Here is a 21054-nt window from a genome sequence, read left to right on the forward strand (position 1 = left end):
TTTCCATAAACAAGCAAGGGAGGCATTCGCCTCCCTGCTGTAGTGCCATATCGCTTTATTTGACCAGTGTACGCCACTCTGGGTGATCCGTTGTCTTGCCGGTCACCAGGTCGAAATAGGCTTTTTGCAGTTTTTCGGTGATCGGGCCACGGCGGCCGATACCGATATGACGCCCGTCGACTTCGCGAATCGGCGTCACTTCAGCGGCAGTGCCGGTGAAGAACGCTTCGTCGGCGATATACACCTCGTCGCGGGTAATGCGTTTTTCAACAAACTTGTAACCCAGCTCAGTGGCCAGGGTCAGGATCGTGCTGCGGGTGATGCCGTTCAGGCAAGCCGTCACGTCCGGGGTGTAAATCACGCCATCCTTGACCAGGAACACGTTCTCGCCCGAGCCTTCGGCCACGAAGCCTTCCGGATCCAGCAACAGCGCTTCGTCGGCACCGCCGGAAATCGCTTCCTGCAGGGCCAGCATCGAGTTGATGTAGTGACCGTTGGCCTTGGCCCGGGTCATGGAAATGTTCACGTGGTGACGGGTAAAGGAGCTGGTGCGCACCTTGATCCCGACTTCCAGCGCTTCGGCACCCATGTAGGCACCCCAGCTCCACGGCGCGATGATCACGTGGACTTTGAGGCCAGTGGCGCGCAGGCCCATGGCTTCGGATCCGTAGAACACCATCGGGCGGATGTAGGCGCTGTCGAGGTTGTTTTCACGCACCGCAATGCGGGTCGCTTCGTTGATTTCGTCTTTGCTGAACGGGATCTTCATGCCCATGATGTGGGCCGAATCGAACAGGCGGTCAGTGTGCGCCTGCAAGCGGAAAATCGCCGCGCCCTGCGGGGTTTCGTAAGCGCGTACACCTTCAAACACGCCCATGCCGTAGTGCAATGTATGGGTCAGCACGTGCGTCGTAGCATCACGCCACGGCACCAGCTTGCCGTCATACCAGATCACACCATCACGATCAGCCATCGACATCATTACGCTCCTCAAAGAATCCAGCACCCGCGCCACGAGGCGTCAGGCAAATTGGACGGGCCTTATGGACCCGCCGGATACGTTCTTACAGCTTTAACTCTGTACTTAAGCCAGCGAACTAGCTCAATCCCAGCTCGGACCATATGCGTCGCACGTGTTGACGTTCGACTACAAGTTGATCCCCCGTGACCACGCCGGCCTCCTTTTGCAAGGCTTGACGGTGGGCGACGGTGCGAAAGGCCTTGTAAGCCTCGCGCAACAGGTTGGCATCAGTGGCGGGCATCAGCCCGACCTGCTCCAGCCCTTCCAGAATGCGGATGTTATCGGTGTAGCGCAGTAACGCCGGATGTTCCCTGGACCACGCCAGGGCCGCGTATTGCACCATAAATTCAATATCGACGATACCTCCGGCATCTTGCTTGAGGTCGAACGGCACCGTGGCCTCGAAGGCGTTTTCAGCCGTTCCGGCAGCCGTTATCCGGGTACCAAGATTGCCACGCATTTTGGCCCGCATCTCGCTGACCTCCTGGCGCAGGACAGGCAGGTCGCGCTCACGCCCCAGCACGCTGGCACGTACTTTTTCGAACGCACTGCCCACTTGCTTGCAGCCCACCAGCACCCGCGCCCGCACCAGCGCCTGGTGCTCCCAGGTCCAGGCCTCGCTTTCCTGATAGCGCTCAAAGGCGCCAAGGGAACTGACCAGCAATCCCGATGCACCTGAGGGACGCAGGCGCATATCGACGTCATACAGCTGCCCGGAGTTGGTCTGGGCCGTCAGCAAGTGAATGATGCGCTGACCCAACCGGGTGAAAAACTGCGCGCCATCAATCGGCTTGGCGCCATCGGTTTCGGCATTCGGGTCACCGTCGTGGATAAACACCAGGTCCAGATCCGAGCCGTGTCCCAGCTCGATTCCGCCCACCTTGCCGTAGCCAACAATAATAAAGCCGGGGTCGCACAAGCTGCCGTCCGTGCGCTGGGGCGTTCCGTACTTGGCCACCGTCTGGCGCCAGGCCAGCGCCAGCACTTGCTCCAGAATCGCCTCGGCCAGCCAGGTCAGGTAATCGCTGACTTTCATTAAAGGCAGGCTGCCCGCGATTTCCGAGGCAGCAACCCGCAGGCGGTGGGCCAGCTTGAAGTTACGCAAGGCCTCCATCTGCTGCTCAAGATCGTCCTCGGGGATACGTGTCAGGCGCTCACGCAACTCGGCCGCCAGCTCTGGCGCCAGGGGCGGCTTGAACAGTCGACGCTCGTTGAGCAGCTCATCGAGCAACAACGGGAAGCGGGTGATTTGTTCGGCGATCCACGGGCTCGCAGCGCACAGCGTCAATAAACGCCGCAATGCGTCGGGGTTTTCGGTCAACAGCACTAGATAAGCCGAACGTCGGGCCACCGCCTCGACCAGCGGCAACACCCTCTCCAGTACCAGATCGGGGTTGGCGTGCTCTACGGCCTGGGCCAGCAAACGCGGGATAAACGCATCCAGGCGCTCGCGCCCCAAACGCTGCATGGCACGCAATTGCGGACTGGAACGCAGGGCCGCCAGTTGCTTCAAGGCTTTGGGGGCATCAACAAACCCGGCCTCTTCCAGCTGGACACAGGCAGCGGCGTCGTCCTGGACCTCCTCCCACAACGGCAACCACTCTCCGCCTACGATCAGTTCACCTTCATCGATGACTTCTTCCTCATCAGGGTCAGCAATGACCTGACGGAAATGCCAGTCGATGCGACCGCGCCACGCCATTAATTGCTCGTGGAATGCCGCCCAAGTGTCAAACCCCATAATAAATGCAATGCGCGCCTGATCCTGCCCGGTGTCGGGAAGCATTTGGGTCTGGCGGTCTGCTATGGCCTGGATCGCGTGCTCGGTGTAGCGCAAGAACTCATAGCCTTCGCGCAGTTCATTAACCACTTCGCCCGGCAAATACCCCTGGCCTTCCAGGGTCGTCAGCACTTTAAGCAGCGGGCGTTGCTGCAAGCTGAGGTCACGGCCGCCGTGGATCAGCTGGAATGCCTGGGCGATAAACTCGACTTCACGAATCCCGCCCGCCCCCAGCTTGATGTTGTCGGCCATGCCTTTGCGCCGCACCTCCTGCTGGATCAGCTGTTTCATGGTGCGCAGCGCTTCAATCGCCGAAAAATCGAGGTAGCGTCGGTACACGAACGGGCGCAGCAAACTGAGCAACTGCGCACCCATCGCCTGATCACCGGCCACGACCCGGGCCTTGATCATGGCGTAGCGTTCCCAGTCGCGGCCTTGATCCTGGTAGTACTGCTCCAGCGCATTGAAGCTCAGCACCAATGAGCCGGACGAGCCGTACGGGCGTAAACGCATATCGACGCGGAACACAAAACCGTCGACGGTCATCGGGTCCAGGGCCTTGATCAGGCGCTGCCCCAGACGGATAAAAAACTCCTGATTGTCCAGCGGGCGCTTGGCGCCCACTGTTTCGCCGCCTTCGGGGTAGGCGAAAATCAGGTCAATGTCCGAAGACAGGTTCAGCTCTACGGCACCCAGCTTGCCCATCCCCAGAATCACCATCTGCTGCGGCTCGCCACTGCGATGCCCGGTGGGCGTGCCGAACTGCTGGCAATGACGTTGGTACAACCAGCGATAAGCCTGATCGATACTGGCATCGGCCATGTCCGACAGGTCGCGGCAGGTTTCAATCAAGTCGGCCTGGCGGTTGATGTCACGCCAGATAATCCGGATCTGTTGACGGGTACGCTGGCGGCGCAGTGCACGGCCCAGCTCGTCATCGGTGGGTGCAGCCTGCGCCGCAACGCTGATCTGGGCACACAACTCGCCGGGGGCAAAGCTGCGGTCCAGTTCGCCTGAGCCCGCAAGCTCAAGCAACATCAAAGGGTCACGTAATGACTGTTCTATAAAGAAGTCACTCGCGGCACTGACCCGGTTAAATGCCAACCAGCGCTGCGCCGACCAGTCATCGAGCCCCTGTTCGCCCTCAAGCCCGGCGACCGCCGTGCGCCAGGATTGCTCGGCGCGACTGGCCAATGGCTGTAAAAGACCTGGAATGGGTGCAAGCGACGGAAGGCTCATGGTCTATCCTTGATCGGCGATGGTGTTGCCGAGTACGGTGACAGGAAGAAACAGCGGTTTAATCCGACTGTCGAACAAAGGTTATAAATAGCTGTAAGCGCATATTGTTTAGCATCCAGCCTGCGCACATAAGGCTGAATGACGAGAAACACACCAACAATATCGATTTTTCGCACAACCAAACTGATGGCTATCAGGACCAATCCTGTAGTTTTACTACTGAGCCACACACTCGAAAGGCTGAAATGGCCGACGATTTGTAGTAAAACTACACGCCGCTGGAATCAACCTCCGGCCATCCAAGAATTTATGTCGTCTGCCCACAAGGCCAGTCGCAAACTCAGGCAACCGATTCTGGAAGCCTATCCGCCCTGGAGCAAGCCATGCAAGACCTCGATCCCGTCGAAACCCAGGAATGGCTGGACGCCCTGGAATCGGTTCTCGACAAAGAAGGCGAAGACCGCGCTCACTACCTGATGACCCGTATGGGTGAGCTCGCTACCCGCACCGGTTCGCAGCTGCCGTATGCCATCACCACGCCTTACCGCAACACGATTCCTGTAACCCACGAAGCACGCATGCCTGGCGACCTGTTCATGGAACGCCGCATTCGCTCGCTGGTTCGCTGGAACGCCATGGCCATGGTGATGCGCACGAACTTGAAAGATTCTGACCTGGGCGGTCATATCTCCAGCTTCGCTTCCAGCGCAACCCTGTATGACATCGGCTTCAACTACTTCTTCCAGGCCCCGACCGACGAACACGGCGGCGACCTGATCTACTTCCAGGGTCACACCTCGCCAGGCGTTTACGCCCGTGCGTTCATGGAAGGCCGGATCACCGAAGAACAAATGAACAACTTCCGCCAGGAAGTAGACGGTCAGGGCCTGTCGTCCTACCCGCACCCTTGGCTGATGCCTGATTTCTGGCAGTTCCCGACTGTATCGATGGGCCTTGGCCCGATCCAGGCGATCTACCAGGCTCGCTTCATGAAGTACCTGGAAGCCCGCGGCTACATCCCGGCAGGCAAGCAAAAAGTCTGGTGTTTCCTGGGCGACGGCGAGTGCGACGAACCAGAATCCCTGGGCGCGATCTCCCTGGCCGGCCGTGAAAACCTGGACAACCTGATCTTCGTTATCAACTGCAACCTGCAGCGCCTTGATGGCCCGGTTCGCGGCAACGGAAAGATCATCCAGGAACTCGAAGGCGTATTCCGCGGTGCTCAGTGGAACGTGACCAAAGTCATCTGGGGCCGTTTCTGGGACCCACTGCTGGCCAAGGACGTCGACGGTATCCTGCAACGTCGCATGGACGAAGTCATCGACGGCGAGTACCAGAACTACAAAGCCAAAGACGGCGCGTTCGTACGTGAACACTTCTTCAACACGCCAGAACTCAAGGCGATGGTTGCTGATCTGTCCGACGACGAGATCTGGAAACTCAACCGTGGTGGCCACGACCCGTACAAGGTCTACGCGGCGTACCACGAAGCGGTCAACCACAAGAACCAGCCAACCGTCATCCTGGCCAAGACCATCAAGGGTTATGGCACCGGCGCTGGCGAAGCGAAAAACACGGCGCACAACACCAAGAAAGTTGATGTTGAAAGCCTGAAGTTGTTCCGTGACCGTTTCGACATCCCGGTCAAAGACGACGAAATCGAAAACCTGCCATTCTTCAAACCTGAAGCAGGCAGCGCTGAAGCCCGCTACCTGAGCGAGCGCCGCACTGCACTGGGCGGTTTCGTTCCTCAGCGTCGTGCTCTGAGCACCAGCATTCCGACCCCGCCACTGGACACCCTCAAGGCCATCCTTGACGGCTCCGGCGACCGTGAAATTTCCACCACCATGGCTTTCGTGCGCATCCTGGCGCAGCTGGTCAAGGACAAGGAAATCGGTCAGCGCATCGTTCCGATCATCCCGGACGAAGCCCGTACCTTCGGTATGGAAGGCATGTTCCGCCAGTTGGGCATCTACTCGTCCGTCGGCCAGCTCTACGAGCCAGTCGATAAAGACCAGGTGATGTTCTACCGCGAAGACAAAAAAGGTCAGATCCTCGAAGAAGGCATCAACGAAGCAGGCGCCATGAGCTCCTTCATCGCCGCCGGTACTTCGTACTCCAACCACAACCAGCCAATGCTGCCGTTCTACATCTTCTACTCGATGTTCGGCTTCCAGCGTATTGGCGACCTGGCCTGGGCCGCTGGCGACAGCCGCACCCGTGGCTTCCTGATCGGCGGCACCGCCGGGCGCACCACGCTCAACGGTGAAGGCCTGCAGCACGAAGACGGTCACAGCCACATCCTGGCCGGTACCATCCCGAACTGCCGCACCTTTGATCCAACCTACGGCTATGAGCTGGCGGTGATCATTCAGGACGGCATGAAGAAGATGACCGAAGAGCAACAGGACGTCTTCTACTACATCACCGTGATGAACGAGTCTTACCAGCAGCCAGCCATGCCGGCCGGTGTCGAGGAAGGCATCGTCAAGGGCATGTACCTGCTCGAGGAAGACACCAAGGAAGCGGCGCACCACGTTCAGCTGATGGGCTCCGGCACCATCCTGCGTGAAGTCCGTGAAGCGGCGATCATCCTGCGTGAACAGTTCAACATCGGTGCTGACGTATGGAGCGTTACCAGCTTCAACGAACTGCGTCGCGACGGCCTGGCCGTTGAACGCAGCAACCGTCTGCACCCGGGCCAGAAGCCTAAGCTGAGCTACGTTGAAGAGTGCCTGACTGGCCGTAAAGGTCCGGTCATTGCCTCTACCGACTACATGAAGCTGTTCGCTGAACAGATTCGCCAGTGGGTACCGGTCAAGGAATTCAAAGTGCTGGGCACTGACGGTTTCGGCCGCAGCGACAGCCGCAAAAAACTGCGTCACTTCTTTGAAGTAGACCGTCACTTCGTGGTGTTGGCAGCCCTGGAAGCACTGGCTGACCGTGGCGATATCGAACCCAAGGTGGTTGCAGAAGCCATCGTCAAGTTCGGCATCAACCCGGAAAAACGCAACCCACTGGACTGCTGAGGAGAATATTTGTGAGCGAACTCATTCGAGTACCTGACATCGGCAGCGGCGACGGTGAAGTCATCGAGCTGTTTGTAAAAGTCGGCGACCGTATCGAAGCCGATCAGAGCATCCTGACGCTGGAATCGGACAAGGCGAGCATGGAAATCCCTGCTCCTAAAGCCGGTATCGTCAAAAGCCTGAAGATCAAGCTGGGCGACCGCTTGAAAGAAGGCGACGAATTGCTGGAACTGGAAGTCGAGGGCGCCGCTGCGGCGCCTGAAGCTGCAGCCCCTGCAGCGGCTCCGGCCGCAGCCGAACAACCTGCTGCTGCCCCTGCTGCCGAGGCCCCTGCGGCCCCGGCTGCACCTGCCGCTGCCACCATCCAGGACATCCACGTCCCGGATATCGGCTCGTCGGGCAAGGCCAAAATCATCGAAGTCCTGGTCAAGGCCGGCGATACCGTTGAGGCTGATCAATCGTTGATCACCCTCGAATCCGACAAGGCCAGCATGGAAATTCCATCGCCAGCCGCCGGTGTGGTTGAGAGCATTTCGGTCAAGCTGGATGACGAAGTCGGCACTGGCGATTTCATCCTCAAGCTCAAGGTTGCCGGCGCTGCTGCGCCAGCCGCTCCAGCCCAGGCTGCTGCTCCTGCTGCGGCAAAAGCTGAAGCGCCTGCTGCTGCCCCGGCACCGGCCGCCAAAGCCGAGGCAGCACCTGCCCCGGCCGCCGCGCCTGCGCCAAAGGGTGCCAAAGTTCACGCCGGCCCGGCCGTGCGTCAACTGGCCCGCGAATTCGGCGTCGAGCTGAGCGCGGTCAGCCCAACCGGCCCACACGGCCGTGTGATCAAGGAAGACGTGCAGGCTTACGTCAAAACCATGATGCAGAAGGCCAAGGAAGCTCCGGCTGCAGGCGCTACCGGCGGTGCCGGTATTCCGCCAATCCCGGTTGTGGACTTCAGCCGCTTCGGCGAAGTTGAAGAAGTGGCCATGACTCGCCTGATGCAAATCGGCGCGTCGAGCCTGCACCGCAGCTGGCTGAACATCCCGCACGTGACTCAGTTCGACCAGGCTGACATCACCGAGCTGGAAGCCTTCCGCGTTGCGCAAAAAGCCGTCGCAGAAAAAGCCGGTGTGAAACTGACCGTACTGCCTCTGCTGCTCAAGTCCTGCGCGCACCTGCTCAAGGAAATGCCGGACTTCAACAGCTCGCTGGCGCCAAGCGGCAAAGCGATCATCCGCAAGAAGTACGTCAACATCGGCTTCGCCGTTGACACCCCGGATGGCCTGCTGGTCCCTGTGATCAAGAACGTTGATCAGAAGAGCCTGCTGCAACTGGCTGCTGAAGCGGCTGCGCTGGCTGCCAAGGCCCGCGACAAGAAGCTCACCGCAGACGACATGCAAGGCGCGTGCTTCACCATTTCCAGCCTCGGTCACATTGGCGGCACCGGCTTCACGCCGATCGTCAACGCACCGGAAGTGGCGATCCTCGGCGTTTCCAAGGCAACCATCCAGCCTGTCTGGGACGGCAAAGCCTTCCAGCCGAAGCTGATGCTGCCACTGTCGCTGTCCTACGATCACCGTGTGATCAACGGCGCCGCTGCTGCACGCTTCACCCAGCGTCTGAGCCAGTTGCTGGGCGACATCCGCACGATCCTGCTGTAAGCCCCGCCCCGGCCTTCCTCACCGAAGGCCGGGGTAGCGCACTGTTTTCCGAGCGCCACGCTCGTACCTCAACCCCGCCATTTGGCGGGGCTTTTTTTGCCTGCGATTCAGCCATTCCCATACACACAATCTCCCACCACTCGCACCAGCGCCGCACTACAACCCACGCAGAATCCAGGAGTGGGTAGCTTCCCCCTGCGACTTCTACGGTTAACCAAAGGACTTTAACCGCGCGACAAATAGCGCCTTACATCAGAAAGAATTTCGATGTGAACAGACCTACCGTAGGCCCGATTCTGGGATTTACCACTGCACAACACGCCCGTATTTTTGTACGCGGCGCATCCGATAAAAAAAACGCTGTATTCGCGGGCATCCGGCATCGAAAGGTCGGTCAAAGCCAGTGGTCAGCAGGCGTGTACTCAAGGCTGAGCACTGAGTTCGACATGTCCGACACCCTGGTCCTGAGCGGGCTGAGCGCCGACACCCGCTACGAATACCAGGCAGGCTGGTTCTCCACCGAGCGCCATGACCACACACCCGAAACCGTCAAGCAGATCCCGCTCAAGTGGCCGCCACACCTTTACACTTTCAAGACCACGTCCAACCAACCCAACCGTATACGTCGCTATGTCACAGGCTCGTGCCGCTACCTCAGGCTGACGGCAGGCATACCTTCGGCCCCCGAACTGGGGGACAGAATCTTCAGTGCCATTGGCTCGCTGAACCAGCAGCGGCCCCTCGATGCCGTCGTGATGACCGGCGACCAGGTGTATGTCGACGACCTGAATGTCCTGTTGCCAGACCGAGAATTCGCTGCCATCAGCAAAAAATACCAGGCGGCGTTTTCACAACCCCATATCCGCAACCTGATGTCGGGCACACCGACCTACATGATGCTCGACGACCACGAAATCGAGGATAACTGGCCAGCCAATCAGAACAGCACTGATCGAAAGCTCTACAACAACGCCATGACGGCTTATGAGATTTATCAATGCAGCCACGGTCCCGCACACGAACTGCGCCCAGATGGACGCATCAACCGCAATCTGAAGCACTACTGGTACTCGTTTGGCGACGGCGATATCGACTGGTTTGTCATGGACTGCCGCACTGAACGCACCCTGTCCGGCAATGCCAAAAGCATGATTGGCACCCAGCAGGAATACGCACTGATGAAATGGCTGATCAACAGCACGGCCAAGGTGAAGTTCATCGTCAGCAGCGTCATGTTCATGCCCGATCAACAGCGCGGCGATGACGGCTGGAAGGCATTCGCGGCGCAGCGCAACCGGATACTTGAAACCATTCGCTCCAACGCCATCAAAAACGTGGTGTTTGTCTCCGGTGACATTCATGGCTCTCTGACTTGCCAACTGCGCCACAGCAAAAGCCCGGGGTTTGTCGTACACAGCATCGTGTCTTCACCCTTGTGCAATACCAAGCTGCTGCCGTATGCCAAAGCCCGTGACCTGATCGTCAACGGCCCCCTGACGACGATCGGTACAGGCACTTACTCGCTCACACTCACCAGCCGAGTGGTGAGCGAGGACAACTTCGCCTGCCTGACCATTGAAGGCCAGAAGCTCAAGGTCGATTTTCACAATAACAATGGCCAAATCATCGAGTCAGCGACCATTACGCTGACATAAGTGCTAAACCTTGTGGGTCGACCTGCAGAAATCCGTTGGCCGGCCGATAAGCCCCTATAGCACTTAGCCTTTATGTTCACTTGTCAGCGCCGTGAGCATGATGCAACCTTGCCGCAAACCACAGAAACAGGGTGACAGCCCGTGCGCAATCCGCATTTGTGAAGCGAGTGCCCCAATGAAAAGCCAACCCGATGCTGCCCCGCGGATGGCAGCCGAGGTCGTAACCCAGCTCCCCGTGCCTTCCAGACTTGGCATGCTGCGTTTCGAACGGCTGAACGAAGCCAGCTGGGCCATGTTCTACCTCGACCCTCACTGCGAACGCCAATTCGGTGTACCCGCGGCAGAGCTGTGCGCGCTGGTTGGCTCGCCCTATGCCAGCTTGATGGAGCCCCAGGCCCGCTATCGGCTGCACGATGCCATTGAGTACCAGCTCAGAACCAGCCACCACTACGTGGTGCATTACACCTTGCACACCGCTCTCGGCCCACTGAACCTGATGGAGCTGGGCGAAGCGTACAAGCAGCACAACCGTCACTTCTTGCGCGGCTACCTGCTCGCGGTTGAAGACAGCGCTGCCAGCCCGTTGCCGGCGCCTGTGGCCGAGCTTGAGACCCAAAACAGTCGCCTGCAGATCGCACTGGCACTTAATCAGCGCGCCCAACACGATCAGCTCCAGCACCTGGAGCGCGTACGCGCCCAGCAGGATTTAATTCTGCGTCTGGCTCGCCACCGGTACAGCCAGCACAACTCGCTGCAAGAAGCCGCCGAACTGATAACACGCAGTGCCTGCGACATTTATCAAATCGACGGGGCCAGCCTGTGGAACCTCGAAGGCAGCCAGTTGGTGCCGGTTTCAGCTTTCCAGCACGAGACCCAGGCCCACATCGCACAAGATATCTTCGACGCCAGCCTCTTCCCCGACTACCTCGAAGCCTTGCACACCAGCCGCTCGATCGACGCCCAGAATGCCAGTCGCGACCCGCGTACCCGCAAGCTGGTGGAAAGCCTGGGGCGATGCGAAGCCAGTGCCATGCTCGATGCAGGCATACGCATCGATGGGCAGGTCGTCGGCGTCCTGTGCCTGGAACAAATCGGCAAAACACGCATCTGGCAGGCGGATGAGATCGCCTTTGCCGGCGAACTGGCCGACCAGTTTGCCCAGGTTATCAACAACCACAATCGACGGACCGCCACCAACGCCCTGCGCCTGTTCCAGCGTGCGGTCGAGCAAAGCGCCAACGCCTTTTTGCTGGTCAACTGCGACGGCGTGGTGGAATACGCAAACCCCAGCTTTACCGCCATCACCCAGTACAGCACCGAGGAAGTCCAGGGCCACAAGCTGTCCGAGCTACCCGCGCTGGAAAACCTCAGCGAGTTACTCTTCGATGCCCATTCAAGCCTGAGCAATGGCAACAGCTGGCAGGGTGAGTTCAAAAGTCGGCGTAAAAACCTGGAGCCCTACTGGGGCCAGATGTCGATCTCCAAGGTCTATGACGACAACCGGGAACTGACCCACTACATCGGTATTTACGAAGACATCACCGACGCCAAGCTGGCGCAGCAGCGTATCGAGCGCCTCGCTTACACCGACAACCTGACCAATCTGGGCAATCGCCCGGCTTTTATCCGCAGCCTCGACGAGCGTTTCGCCCGCAACAGCAGCACACAGGTTTGCCTGTTACTGGTGGACATCGACAACTTCAAACGCATCAACGACAGCCTCGGCCACCAGACCGGTGACAAGCTGCTGATCAGCCTGGCCCGCCGCCTGCGCAACAGCCTGAGCCCCAGCGACGGTCTGGCGCGCTTTGCCAGTAATGAATTCGCGGTACTGCTGGACGACACAGACCTGGTGACAGGCCAGCAGATTGCCAGCCAACTGCTGATGACCCTCGACAAGCCGATGTTCGTCGACAACCAGTTGATCAGCGTTACCGGCTCGGTCGGCGTGTCCTGTGCCCCCTTGCACGGCCGTGACCCGCAAACCCTGATGCGCAACGCAGGCCTGGCGCTGCACAAGGCCAAAGCCTGCGGCAAGCATCAGGTGCAAGTGTTCACTGAAGCCCTGAATGCCGAAGCAAGCTACAAGCTGTTTGTCGAAAACAACCTGCGCCGTGCCCTCACGCAAAATGAACTCGAAGTGTTTTATCAGCCCAAGCTGTGCCTTCGCACCGGGCGATTGCTGGGCATGGAAGCCCTGCTGCGCTGGAACCACCCCAAGAACGGAATGATCCGCCCGGACCAGTTCATCAGCGTGGCCGAAGAAACAGGGCTGATCATTCCCATCGGCAAATGGGTCGCCCGCCAGTCCTGTCGAATGAGCAAGCAACTGAGCCTGGCCGGGCTGGGTAACCTGCAAGTGGCGATCAACGTCTCACCCAAGCAGTTTTCCGACCCGGACCTGGTGGCCTCGATTGCCAGCATCCTCAAGGAAGAACAGCTCCCGGCCGCACTGCTGGAGCTGGAGCTGACCGAAGGCTTGCTGCTGGAAGCCACCGACGACACCCGCCTGCAACTCGATCAGCTGAAGAAGCTCGGCCTGACCCTGGCAATGGACGATTTCGGCACCGGCTACTCTTCGCTCAGCTACTTGAAGAAATTTCCGATCGACATCATCAAGATCGACCGCAGCTTCATCAAAGACATCCCCGACAACCAGAACGACATGGAGATCACCTCCGCCGTGATCGCCATGGCCCACAACCTCAAGCTCAAAGTGGTTGCCGAGGGCATTGAAACCGCTGCACAGTTGGCATTCCTGCGCCGCCATCGTTGTGATGTGGGCCAGGGCTATCTGTTCGATCGTCCGATCCCCGGCAGCGAACTGATAGAAAAGCTCAAGCGTTACCCCCGTGGCCCCGTGGCCTGACAGCGCGGCAACACTCGGGCACACTAGCGGCCTGACTTCCTACACTCTGACTGAGAGGACTTGAACCATGGTCTTGCGCTCGGAAATCCTGGTGAATAAAAACGTGCTCCCTACTAAAGAACAAGCCCTGCCGGGCCGCGACACCCACGTACAGCTGCCGGAAACCCACTACGTCACCGGCGAGCCGCTACTGGGCCCGTTTTCGAAGAATGTGAACTTTGCGATTTTTGGCCTGGGCTGTTTTTGGGGTGCAGAACGCAAGTTCTGGGAACGTGAAGGCGTGGTCAGCACCGTTGTGGGCTATGCGGGCGGCTACACTCCAAACCCGACTTACGAAGAAGTCTGCTCGGGCCTGACCGGCCACACTGAAGTGGTGCTGGTGGTCTACGAACCAGAAATCGTCAGCTACAAGCAATTGCTGGCCATGTTCTGGGAACTGCATAACCCGACCCAGGGCATGCGTCAGGGCAACGACATCGGCACCCAGTACCGCTCGGTGATCTACTGCACCACCCCTGAACAACTTGAGCAGGCACTGGAGAGCAAAAAAGTGTTCCAGGCCGAACTGGACAAGGCTGGCCTGGGCACCATCACCACTGAAATAGAGCAGGCGCCTACGGTCTACTTCGCCGAGGCATACCACCAGCAATACCTGGCGAAAAACCCGCAAGGCTATTGCGGCATTGGCGGCACCGGCGTGACCTGCCCGATTTGATCAAAGGCTACTCCTGTAGTCGCTGACGAGGAACGAGACTGCGATGGGTTGCGAAGCAGCCCCGGCATTCTGGAGGTCCTTCGGCCCTTTTCGCAGCCTCGTACCTCGTCAGCGACTACAACATCAGCTTACTCAGCGATCAACCATTCCATCTGCCAGCCACCCTGGGTTTGCCCCAGTTTCTTGGCCAGCCACGGCAGCAGTTCACGCAGTTCTTCTTCCAGACCCCAAGGCGGATTGGCAATCGCCAAGCCCGAGCCATTGAGGCTGTTGGGCGTATCCAGTGGATGCACGAACAATTCGACCTGCAGCAGTTTCGGTGCGCCCGAACCCGCCAGGTCCTGATAAAAACGGCGCAACTGGCGCTTGTCCTTAATCGGATACCAGATCGCCACCACGGTCTGACGCATACGGCTGATCGCGTCTTTCAACGATTCCGCGCAGCGTTTCATCTCGTCCAGTTTCTCGAACGGCGGGTCGATCAACATCAGCCCGCGCTTCTCGGCCACCGGCAGCAGCGCCCGCGGCACATGCCAGCCTTCGCCCAAATGCACGGCTACACGGCGATCGCCTTTCATGTTGTCCTTGAGCAACACACCGTCTTCGGGGTGTTTTTCGTTCAACAGCACGCGATCCTGGGAACGGGTCAGGCGACGCGCCCACTCCGGCGAACCCGGGTAATAGCGCAACTCGCCATCGGGGTTCATCTTGTGCAGCACTTGCATGTAGTCATCAGTCACTGCAGGCAGGTCTTTCTGGCCCCACAACCGTGCGATGCCTTCCAGATACTCACCCGTACGGCTGGCCTGATCGCCCTTGAGGTCGTACAGACCAATACCGGCGTGGGTATCGAGGTAGGCAAAAGGCTGCTCTTTGCGCGACATCAGGGCGATGAGGCGGGTCAAGACGATATGTTTGAAGACGTCGGCATGGTTGCCGGCGTGGAAGGCGTGACGATAGTTCATGGTTGCTCCTGCGCAGGGGGCGAAGTTTACCTTGTACACAACCTGACGTCAGGTGGCAGGCCGATTTTCCGAGATACGGTGAGCAAGGCCCAAGCAAAAAAAACGGCCCGTCTCACCTGGAGACGGGCCGTTTCAGTACACCTTCAAGTCAGCGCATGCGCTTACCCGATCAGTGGTTCTGCTGGAAATCCTTCTCGGCAGCATTGAAGCGCTCAACCATGCCCTTGCTTGGGCCTTTGCCCGCAAGGCTCACCAGCACGATGGCCAGGCTGGCCAGGATGAAGCCCGGGATGATTTCGTACAGGCCGAACAGTGCGAAATGCTTCCACACGATCACGGTAAACGCACCCACCAAAATACCGGCCAATGCGCCATTACGGGTCATGCCTTTCCACAGTACCGAGATCAGCACCACTGGACCGAACGCAGCACCAAAGCCTGCCCACGCGTAGCTCACCAGACCCAATACACGGTTTTCCGGGTTGGAAGCCATCGCGATAGCGATCAAGGCAACCACCAGCACCATGATCCGGCCCACCCATACCAGCTCAAGCTGGGAGGCGTTTTTGCGCAGGAAGGATTTGTAGAAGTCTTCGGTCAGTGCGCTGGAGCACACCAGCAACTGGCAGCTCAGGGTGCTCATTACCGCAGCCAGAATGGCCGACAGCAGTACACCGGCAATCCACGGGTTGAACAGCAACTTGGCCAGTTCGATGAACACGCGCTCAGGGTTTTCGTTCACAGGACCTGCCAGTTCCGGGTGAGCCGAGAAGTAAGCGATACCGAAGAAACCTACAGCCACCGTACCGGCCAGGCACAGGATCATCCAGGTCATGGAGATGCGACGTGCGTTGGCAATCGACTTGACCGAATCAGCGGCCATGAAACGCGCCAGGATGTGGGGCTGGCCAAAGTAACCCAGGCCCCAGCCCATCAGCGAGATGATGCCGATAAAGGACGTGCCCTTGAGCATGTCGAAGTTGCTTGGGTCGTTGGCCTCGATGGCCAGGAACGTCGTGTCTACGCCGCCAGTGGCCAGCAGTACGATGATGGGCGTCAGGATCAGCGCAAAAATCATCAGGGTGGCTTGAACGGTGTCAGTCCAGCTCACGGCCAGGAAGCCGCCGATAAAGGTGTAGGCAATGGTCGCCGCAGCGCCGGCCCACAAGGCTGATTCATAAGACATGCCGAACGTGCTTTCGAACAGACGGGCACCGGCCACGATGCCGGAAGCGCAGTAGATGGTGAAGAACACCAGAATCACGATGGCCGAAATAATCCGCAGCAAGCCGCTGTGGTCTTCAAAACGGCTGGAGAAGTAATCCGGCAGGGTCAGCGCATCACCGTTGTGCTCGGTCTGCACCCGCAGGCGACCGGCAACAAACAACCAGTTCAGGTAAGCACCGGCCACCAGGCCGATGGCGATCCAGCTTTCCGACAGACCGGACATGTAGATCGCGCCCGGCAAACCCATCAACAACCAGCCGCTCATGTCGGAGGCGCCAGCAGACAATGCAGTGACAACGCTGCCCAGGCTGCGGCCACCGAGAATATAGTCAGAAAGGTTGTTGGTGGAGCGATAGGCCATGAGGCCAATCAGCACCATTGCCGCGATATAGATCACGAACGTGATCAGGGTTGGGTTACTAACACTCATTGATAAAGCCCTGGCATTGTTTTTATGTTTAGCGGCGGTCTGGCCGTACGCTCACAAACGTCCTGTTTGAGACGATCAACCTTGCCGCGCATTTATGACTGATGTTTCCCCAGGAAACCCATCAGCCGATGAACCCGTCTTTTAGCAGGTTGCACCTTGGGCGCGAATGCTATGCAACAAACCAAATAAGGTGCAACCAGTTTCTACCGCACAAGTTGCACCTTGTCGTCTTTTCAACCCAATTCGATGTTTTTGCTCCTTTTCGGAGCTAAAACGGCGCAAATCCAATTAAAAAGCACCGCACCAGTGCGCCCATCCCGCCTTGCTCAAAAATTCCTGACGAAGCGTAGAACAATCCGCAAAAAAACGGGTTGCACTAGGTTGCACCTCTTTCAGCGCAGCGCTAATCTTGCCGCCAGCTGCTGCCACGCAAATGTGGCACCCATGAGGATAAAAATATGGCTACCACCACCCTTGGGGTCAAACTTGACGACCCTACCCGCGAGCGCCTCAAGGCTGCCGCGACCTCGATTGATCGCACGCCTCACTGGCTGATCAAGCAGGCAATCTTCAATTACCTGGAAAAACTCGAGGGTGGTGCAACCCTGACCGAGTTGAGCGGTATCCCTGGCAGCGCCAGCGATGACGCCGACGACGTGCACGCCGATCACGCGCATCAGTGCTTCCTGGAATTTGCAGAAAGCATCCTGCCCCAGTCCGTACTGCGTGCCGCGATCACCTCCGCTTATCGCCGCCCGGAACCCGAAGTGGTCCCGATGCTGCTGGAGCAAGCACGCCTGCCTGCCCCAATGGCCGAAGCCACCCAGACCCTAGCCGCCTCGATTGCCGAAAAACTGCGCAATCAGAAGAGCGCCGGTGGCCGCGCCGGTATCGTCCAAGGCTTGCTGCAAGAATTCTCCCTGTCGTCCCAGGAAGGCGTGGCGCTGATGTGCCTGGCCGAAGCGCTGCTGCGTATCCCGGACAAAGGCACCCGTGACGCCCTGATCCGCGACAAGATCAGCACCGGCAACTGGCACCCGCACCTGGGCAACAGCCCTTCGCTGTTCGTCAACGCCGCGACCTGGGGCCTGTTGCTGACCGGCAAGCTGGTATCGACCCACAACGAAGCAGGCCTGACCTCCTCCCTGAGCCGCATCATCGGCAAAAGCGGCGAGCCGATGATCCGCAAGGGCGTCGACATGGCCATGCGCCTGATGGGCGAGCAGTTTGTGACCGGCGAAACCATCGCCGAAGCTCTGGCCAACGCCACGCGCTTTGAAGCCAAGGGCTTTCGTTATTCCTACGACATGCTCGGCGAAGCTGCACTGACCGAACATGACGCCCAGAAGTACCTCGCGTCCTACGAGCAAGCCATCCACTCGATCGGCAAAGCGTCCCACGGCCGTGGCATTTACGAAGGCCCGGGCATTTCGATCAAGCTGTCGGCCCTGCACCCGCGTTACAGCCGCGCCCAGTACGAGCGCGTCATGGACGAGCTGTACCCGCGCCTGCTGTCGCTGACCTTGCTGGCCAAGAAGTACGACATCGGCCTCAATATTGACGCCGAAGAAGCTGACCGCCTCGAAATCTCCCTCGACCTGCTGGAGCGCCTGTGCTTCGAGCCGCAACTGGCGGGTTGGAACGGCATCGGCTTCGTGATTCAGGCTTACCAGAAGCGCTGCCCTTACGTGATCGACTACGTGATCGACCTGGCTCGCCGCAGCCGTCATCGCCTGATGATCCGCCTGGTGAAAGGCGCGTACTGGGACAGCGAAATCAAGCGTGCCCAGGTCGAAGGCCTGGAAGGCTATCCGGTCTACACCCGCAAGGTGTACACCGACGTGTCCTACCTCGCTTGCGCGAAAAAACTGCTGGCCGTACCCGAAGCCATCTACCCGCAGTTCGCCACTCACAACGCCCAAACGTTGTCGGCGATTTACCACATCGCGGGTCAGAACTACTACCCCGGCCAGTACGAGTTCCAATGCCTGCACGGCATGGGCGAACCGCTCTACGAACAGGTTGTAGGTAAAGTTTCCGAAGGCAAGCTGAACCGTCCGTGCCGTGTGTACGCTCCAGTCGGCACCCACGAAACACTGCTGGCTTACCTTGTTCGACGCTTGCTGGAAAACGGTGCGAACACCTCGTTCGTTAACCGCATCGCCGACCACACGATCGCGATCCACCAGTTGGTGGCCGACCCGGTGAGCCAGATCGAGCAGATGGCCACGGCCGAAGGCGGCTTCGGCTTGCCGCACCCGCGCATCCCGCTGCCGCGTGACCTGTACGGTAGCGAACGCGCCAACTCCAGCGGCATCGACATGTCCAACGAACACCGCTTGGCGTCGTTGTCCTGCGCCTTGCTGGCCACAGCCCACAACGACTGGAAAGCCGCGCCGATGCTCGGTTGCGATTCCAGCAGCGAAACGCCTGCGGCGGTACTCAACCCGGCTGACCTGCGTGACGTGGTGGGCTATGTGCAAGAAGCCACCGTTGAAGACGCCGACAACGCTATCCAGTGCGCCCTGAGCGCCGCACCGATCTGGCAGGCCACCCCGCCCGCCGAACGCGCTGCGATCCTGGAACGCGCCGCCGACCTGATGGAAAGCGAGATCCAGCCACTGATGGGCCTGCTGGCCCGTGAAGCTGGCAAGACCTTTGCCAACGCCATCGCCGAAGTGCGCGAAGCCGTCGACTTCCTGCGTTACTACGCGGTACAGGCTCGCAACGATTTCACCAACGATGCCCATCGCCCGCTGGGCCCGGTGGTCTGCATCAGCCCGTGGAACTTCCCGCTGGCCATCTTCAGCGGCCAGGTGGCTGCGGCACTGGCTGCCGGCAACCCGGTACTGGCCAAGCCTGCGGAACAAACCCCGCTGGTGGCCGCCCAGGCCGTGCGCATCATGCTCGAAGCAGGCATCCCGCAAGGCGTGCTGCAGTTGCTGCCGGGCCGTGGTGAAACGGTTGGCGCACGCCTGGTCGGCGACGATCGGGTCAAAGGCGTGATGTTCACCGGCTCCACCGAAGTTGCACGATTGCTGCAACGCAACGTGGCAGGCCGCCTGGATGCTCAAGGCCGTCCTATCCCGCTGATCGCCGAAACCGGCGGCCAGAACGCCATGATCGTCGACTCCTCGGCGCTGACCGAACAAGTGGTTATCGACGTTGTGTCTTCGGCCTTCGACAGCGCCGGTCAGCGTTGCTCAGCCCTGCGTGTACTGTGCCTGCAGGAAGACTCGGCAGACCGCGTCATCGAAATGCTCAAAGGTGCCATGGCCGAATCGCGCATGGGTAATCCTGAACGCCTGAACGTAGACATTGGCCCGGTGATCGACGCCGAAGCCAAGGCCGGGATCGAGCAACACATCCAGGGCATGCGCGACAAAGGCCGCACTGTTTACCAGATGGCCATTGCCGACATCGAAGAATGCAAGCGCGGCACCTTCGTCATGCCGACCCTTATTGAACTGGAAAGCTTCGACGAACTGGAACGCGAGATCTTCGGGCCCGTGCTGCACGTGGTGCGCTACAAGCGCAAAGACATCGACCAGTTGATCGCACAGATCAACGCTTCGGGTTACGGCCTGACGCTGGGCGTACACACCCGCATCGACGAAACCATTGCCAAAGTGGTCAACAACGTCAACGCCGGTAACGTCTACGTCAACCGCAACATCGTGGGTGCCGTGGTCGGCGTGCAACCGTTCGGCGGCGAAGGCTTGTCGGGCACAGGCCCGAAAGCCGGTGGCCCGCTGTACCTGTACCGCCTGCTGTCGACCCGCCCGGGCAATGCGATCGAACAATCGTTCGCCAAGGTCGATGCCATCAGCGCACCGGATACCCAGGCTCGCGAAGCCCTGAGCATACCGCTCAGTGCCCTGCACACCTGGGCAACCAGCAACCAGCAACCGGCGCTGGCCGAACTGTGCACCGAGTACGCTGCGCACTCGCAAAGCGGCATCACTCGCCTGCTCAACGGCCCGACCGGCGAACGCAACAGCTACGCCATTCTGCCGCGCGAACACGTGTTGTGCCTGGCTGAAGTGGAAAGCGACCTGCTGACCCAACTGGCTGCCGTACTGGCCGTGGGCAGCACCGCGGTACTGCCGCAAAGCGAACTGGCCAAAGCCTTGTACGCCCGTCTGCCAAAAGAGGTGCAGGCACGCATCACCCTGGTGGCTGACTGGACCAAGGACGACGTGATCTTCGACGCCGTCCTGCACCACGGTGACTGTGATCAGTTGCGTGACGTGTGCAAGCAAGTGGCCCAGCGCGCAGGCGCCATCGTTGGCGTGCAAGGTCTGTCCCAAGGCGAAACCAACATCGCCCTGGAACGCCTGGTGATCGAGCGCGCACTGAGCGTCAACACCGCTGCTGCTGGCGGTAACGCGAGCTTGATGACCATCGGCTGATGGTTTGATCGGGCAATAAAAAACCGGGCACCCGAAGGGGTTGCCCGGTTTTTTTATGCGTTGAGG

General features: G+C 59.4%; 10 protein-coding genes. 6 read left to right on the forward strand and 4 right to left on the reverse strand.

Annotated elements, in window-relative coordinates:
* Positions 1-55 precede the first annotated feature (55 nt).
* Positions 56-979 (reverse strand): branched-chain amino acid transaminase, encoded by a 924-nt coding sequence (locus tag V6P94_RS01075; RefSeq protein WP_019825360.1) that lies wholly within the window; start codon positions 977-979, stop codon positions 56-58.
* Positions 980-1097: 118 nt separating this feature from the next.
* A complete protein-coding gene (gene glnE, locus V6P94_RS01080) occupies positions 1098-4040 on the reverse strand; it encodes a bifunctional [glutamate--ammonia ligase]-adenylyl-L-tyrosine phosphorylase/[glutamate--ammonia-ligase] adenylyltransferase (protein WP_219262159.1) in 2943 nt (980 codons plus the stop codon).
* Positions 4041-4423: 383 nt separating this feature from the next.
* Between glnE and aceE the strand changes: the two genes are divergently transcribed.
* From aceE to msrA, 5 genes are all read left to right on the forward strand, one after another.
* The gene (aceE, locus tag V6P94_RS01085) at positions 4424-7069 is read left to right on the forward strand and encodes a pyruvate dehydrogenase (acetyl-transferring), homodimeric type (protein WP_133076695.1); all 2646 of its coding nucleotides are present in this window, start codon (positions 4424-4426) and stop codon (positions 7067-7069) included.
* A gap of 11 nt (positions 7070-7080) precedes the next feature.
* Complete coding sequence (aceF, locus tag V6P94_RS01090) at positions 7081-8715, forward strand: dihydrolipoyllysine-residue acetyltransferase (RefSeq protein ID WP_326427516.1); 1635 nt, start codon at positions 7081-7083, stop codon at positions 8713-8715.
* A 269-nt stretch (positions 8716-8984) separates the two neighbouring features.
* The gene (locus V6P94_RS01095) at positions 8985-10370 is read left to right on the forward strand and encodes an alkaline phosphatase D family protein (protein WP_338648898.1); all 1386 of its coding nucleotides are present in this window, start codon (positions 8985-8987) and stop codon (positions 10368-10370) included.
* A 175-nt stretch (positions 10371-10545) separates the two neighbouring features.
* On the forward strand, positions 10546-13239 hold the full coding sequence (locus V6P94_RS01100; protein ID WP_219262162.1) for a bifunctional diguanylate cyclase/phosphodiesterase: 2694 nt from the start codon (positions 10546-10548) through the stop codon (positions 13237-13239).
* 67 nt (positions 13240-13306) lie between these two features.
* Positions 13307-13954: a peptide-methionine (S)-S-oxide reductase MsrA gene (gene msrA / locus V6P94_RS01105; RefSeq protein WP_338648899.1), complete on the forward strand. Its 648-nt coding sequence runs from the start codon at positions 13307-13309 to the stop codon at positions 13952-13954.
* A gap of 128 nt (positions 13955-14082) precedes the next feature.
* Here the strand turns inward: msrA and V6P94_RS01110 are convergent, their stop codons facing one another.
* Together V6P94_RS01110 and putP are read right to left on the reverse strand one after the other, a co-directional pair.
* Positions 14083-14919 carry a 23S rRNA (adenine(2030)-N(6))-methyltransferase RlmJ gene (locus V6P94_RS01110; protein ID WP_133076700.1) on the reverse strand — a complete coding sequence of 279 codons (837 nt, stop codon included), beginning with the start codon at positions 14917-14919 and terminating at the stop codon, positions 14083-14085.
* Positions 14920-15088: 169 nt separating this feature from the next.
* Complete coding sequence (gene putP / locus V6P94_RS01115) at positions 15089-16576, reverse strand: sodium/proline symporter PutP (protein ID WP_338648901.1); 1488 nt, start codon at positions 16574-16576, stop codon at positions 15089-15091.
* A 458-nt stretch (positions 16577-17034) separates the two neighbouring features.
* Here putP and putA point away from each other — a divergent pair, with 458 nt between their 5' ends.
* Positions 17035-20988, forward strand: coding sequence for a trifunctional transcriptional regulator/proline dehydrogenase/L-glutamate gamma-semialdehyde dehydrogenase (gene putA, locus V6P94_RS01120; protein ID WP_338648902.1), 3954 nt, complete (start codon positions 17035-17037; stop codon positions 20986-20988).
* The last annotated feature ends 66 nt before the right edge of the window (positions 20989-21054 follow it).

The organism is Pseudomonas sp. ML2-2023-3 (assembly GCF_037055275.1).
Classification (GTDB): Bacteria; Pseudomonadota; Gammaproteobacteria; order Pseudomonadales; family Pseudomonadaceae; genus Aquipseudomonas.

Bases quoted from the DNA above. Each gene is read 5' to 3' on its own strand.
- V6P94_RS01075 (WP_019825360.1), bottom strand. From the start codon at position 979: ATGTCGATGGCTGATCGTGATGGTGTGATCTGGTATGACGGCAAGCTG.
- glnE (WP_219262159.1), bottom strand. From the start codon at position 4,040: ATGAGCCTTCCGTCGCTTGCACCCATTCCAGGTCTTTTACAGCCATTG.
- aceE (WP_133076695.1), top strand. From the start codon at position 4,424: ATGCAAGACCTCGATCCCGTCGAAACCCAGGAATGGCTGGACGCCCTG.
- V6P94_RS01100 (WP_219262162.1), top strand. From the start codon at position 10,546: ATGAAAAGCCAACCCGATGCTGCCCCGCGGATGGCAGCCGAGGTCGTA.
- msrA (WP_338648899.1), top strand. From the start codon at position 13,307: ATGGTCTTGCGCTCGGAAATCCTGGTGAATAAAAACGTGCTCCCTACT.
- V6P94_RS01110 (WP_133076700.1), bottom strand. From the start codon at position 14,919: ATGAACTATCGTCACGCCTTCCACGCCGGCAACCATGCCGACGTCTTC.
- putP (WP_338648901.1), bottom strand. From the start codon at position 16,576: ATGAGTGTTAGTAACCCAACCCTGATCACGTTCGTGATCTATATCGCG.
- putA (WP_338648902.1), top strand. From the start codon at position 17,035: ATGGCTACCACCACCCTTGGGGTCAAACTTGACGACCCTACCCGCGAG.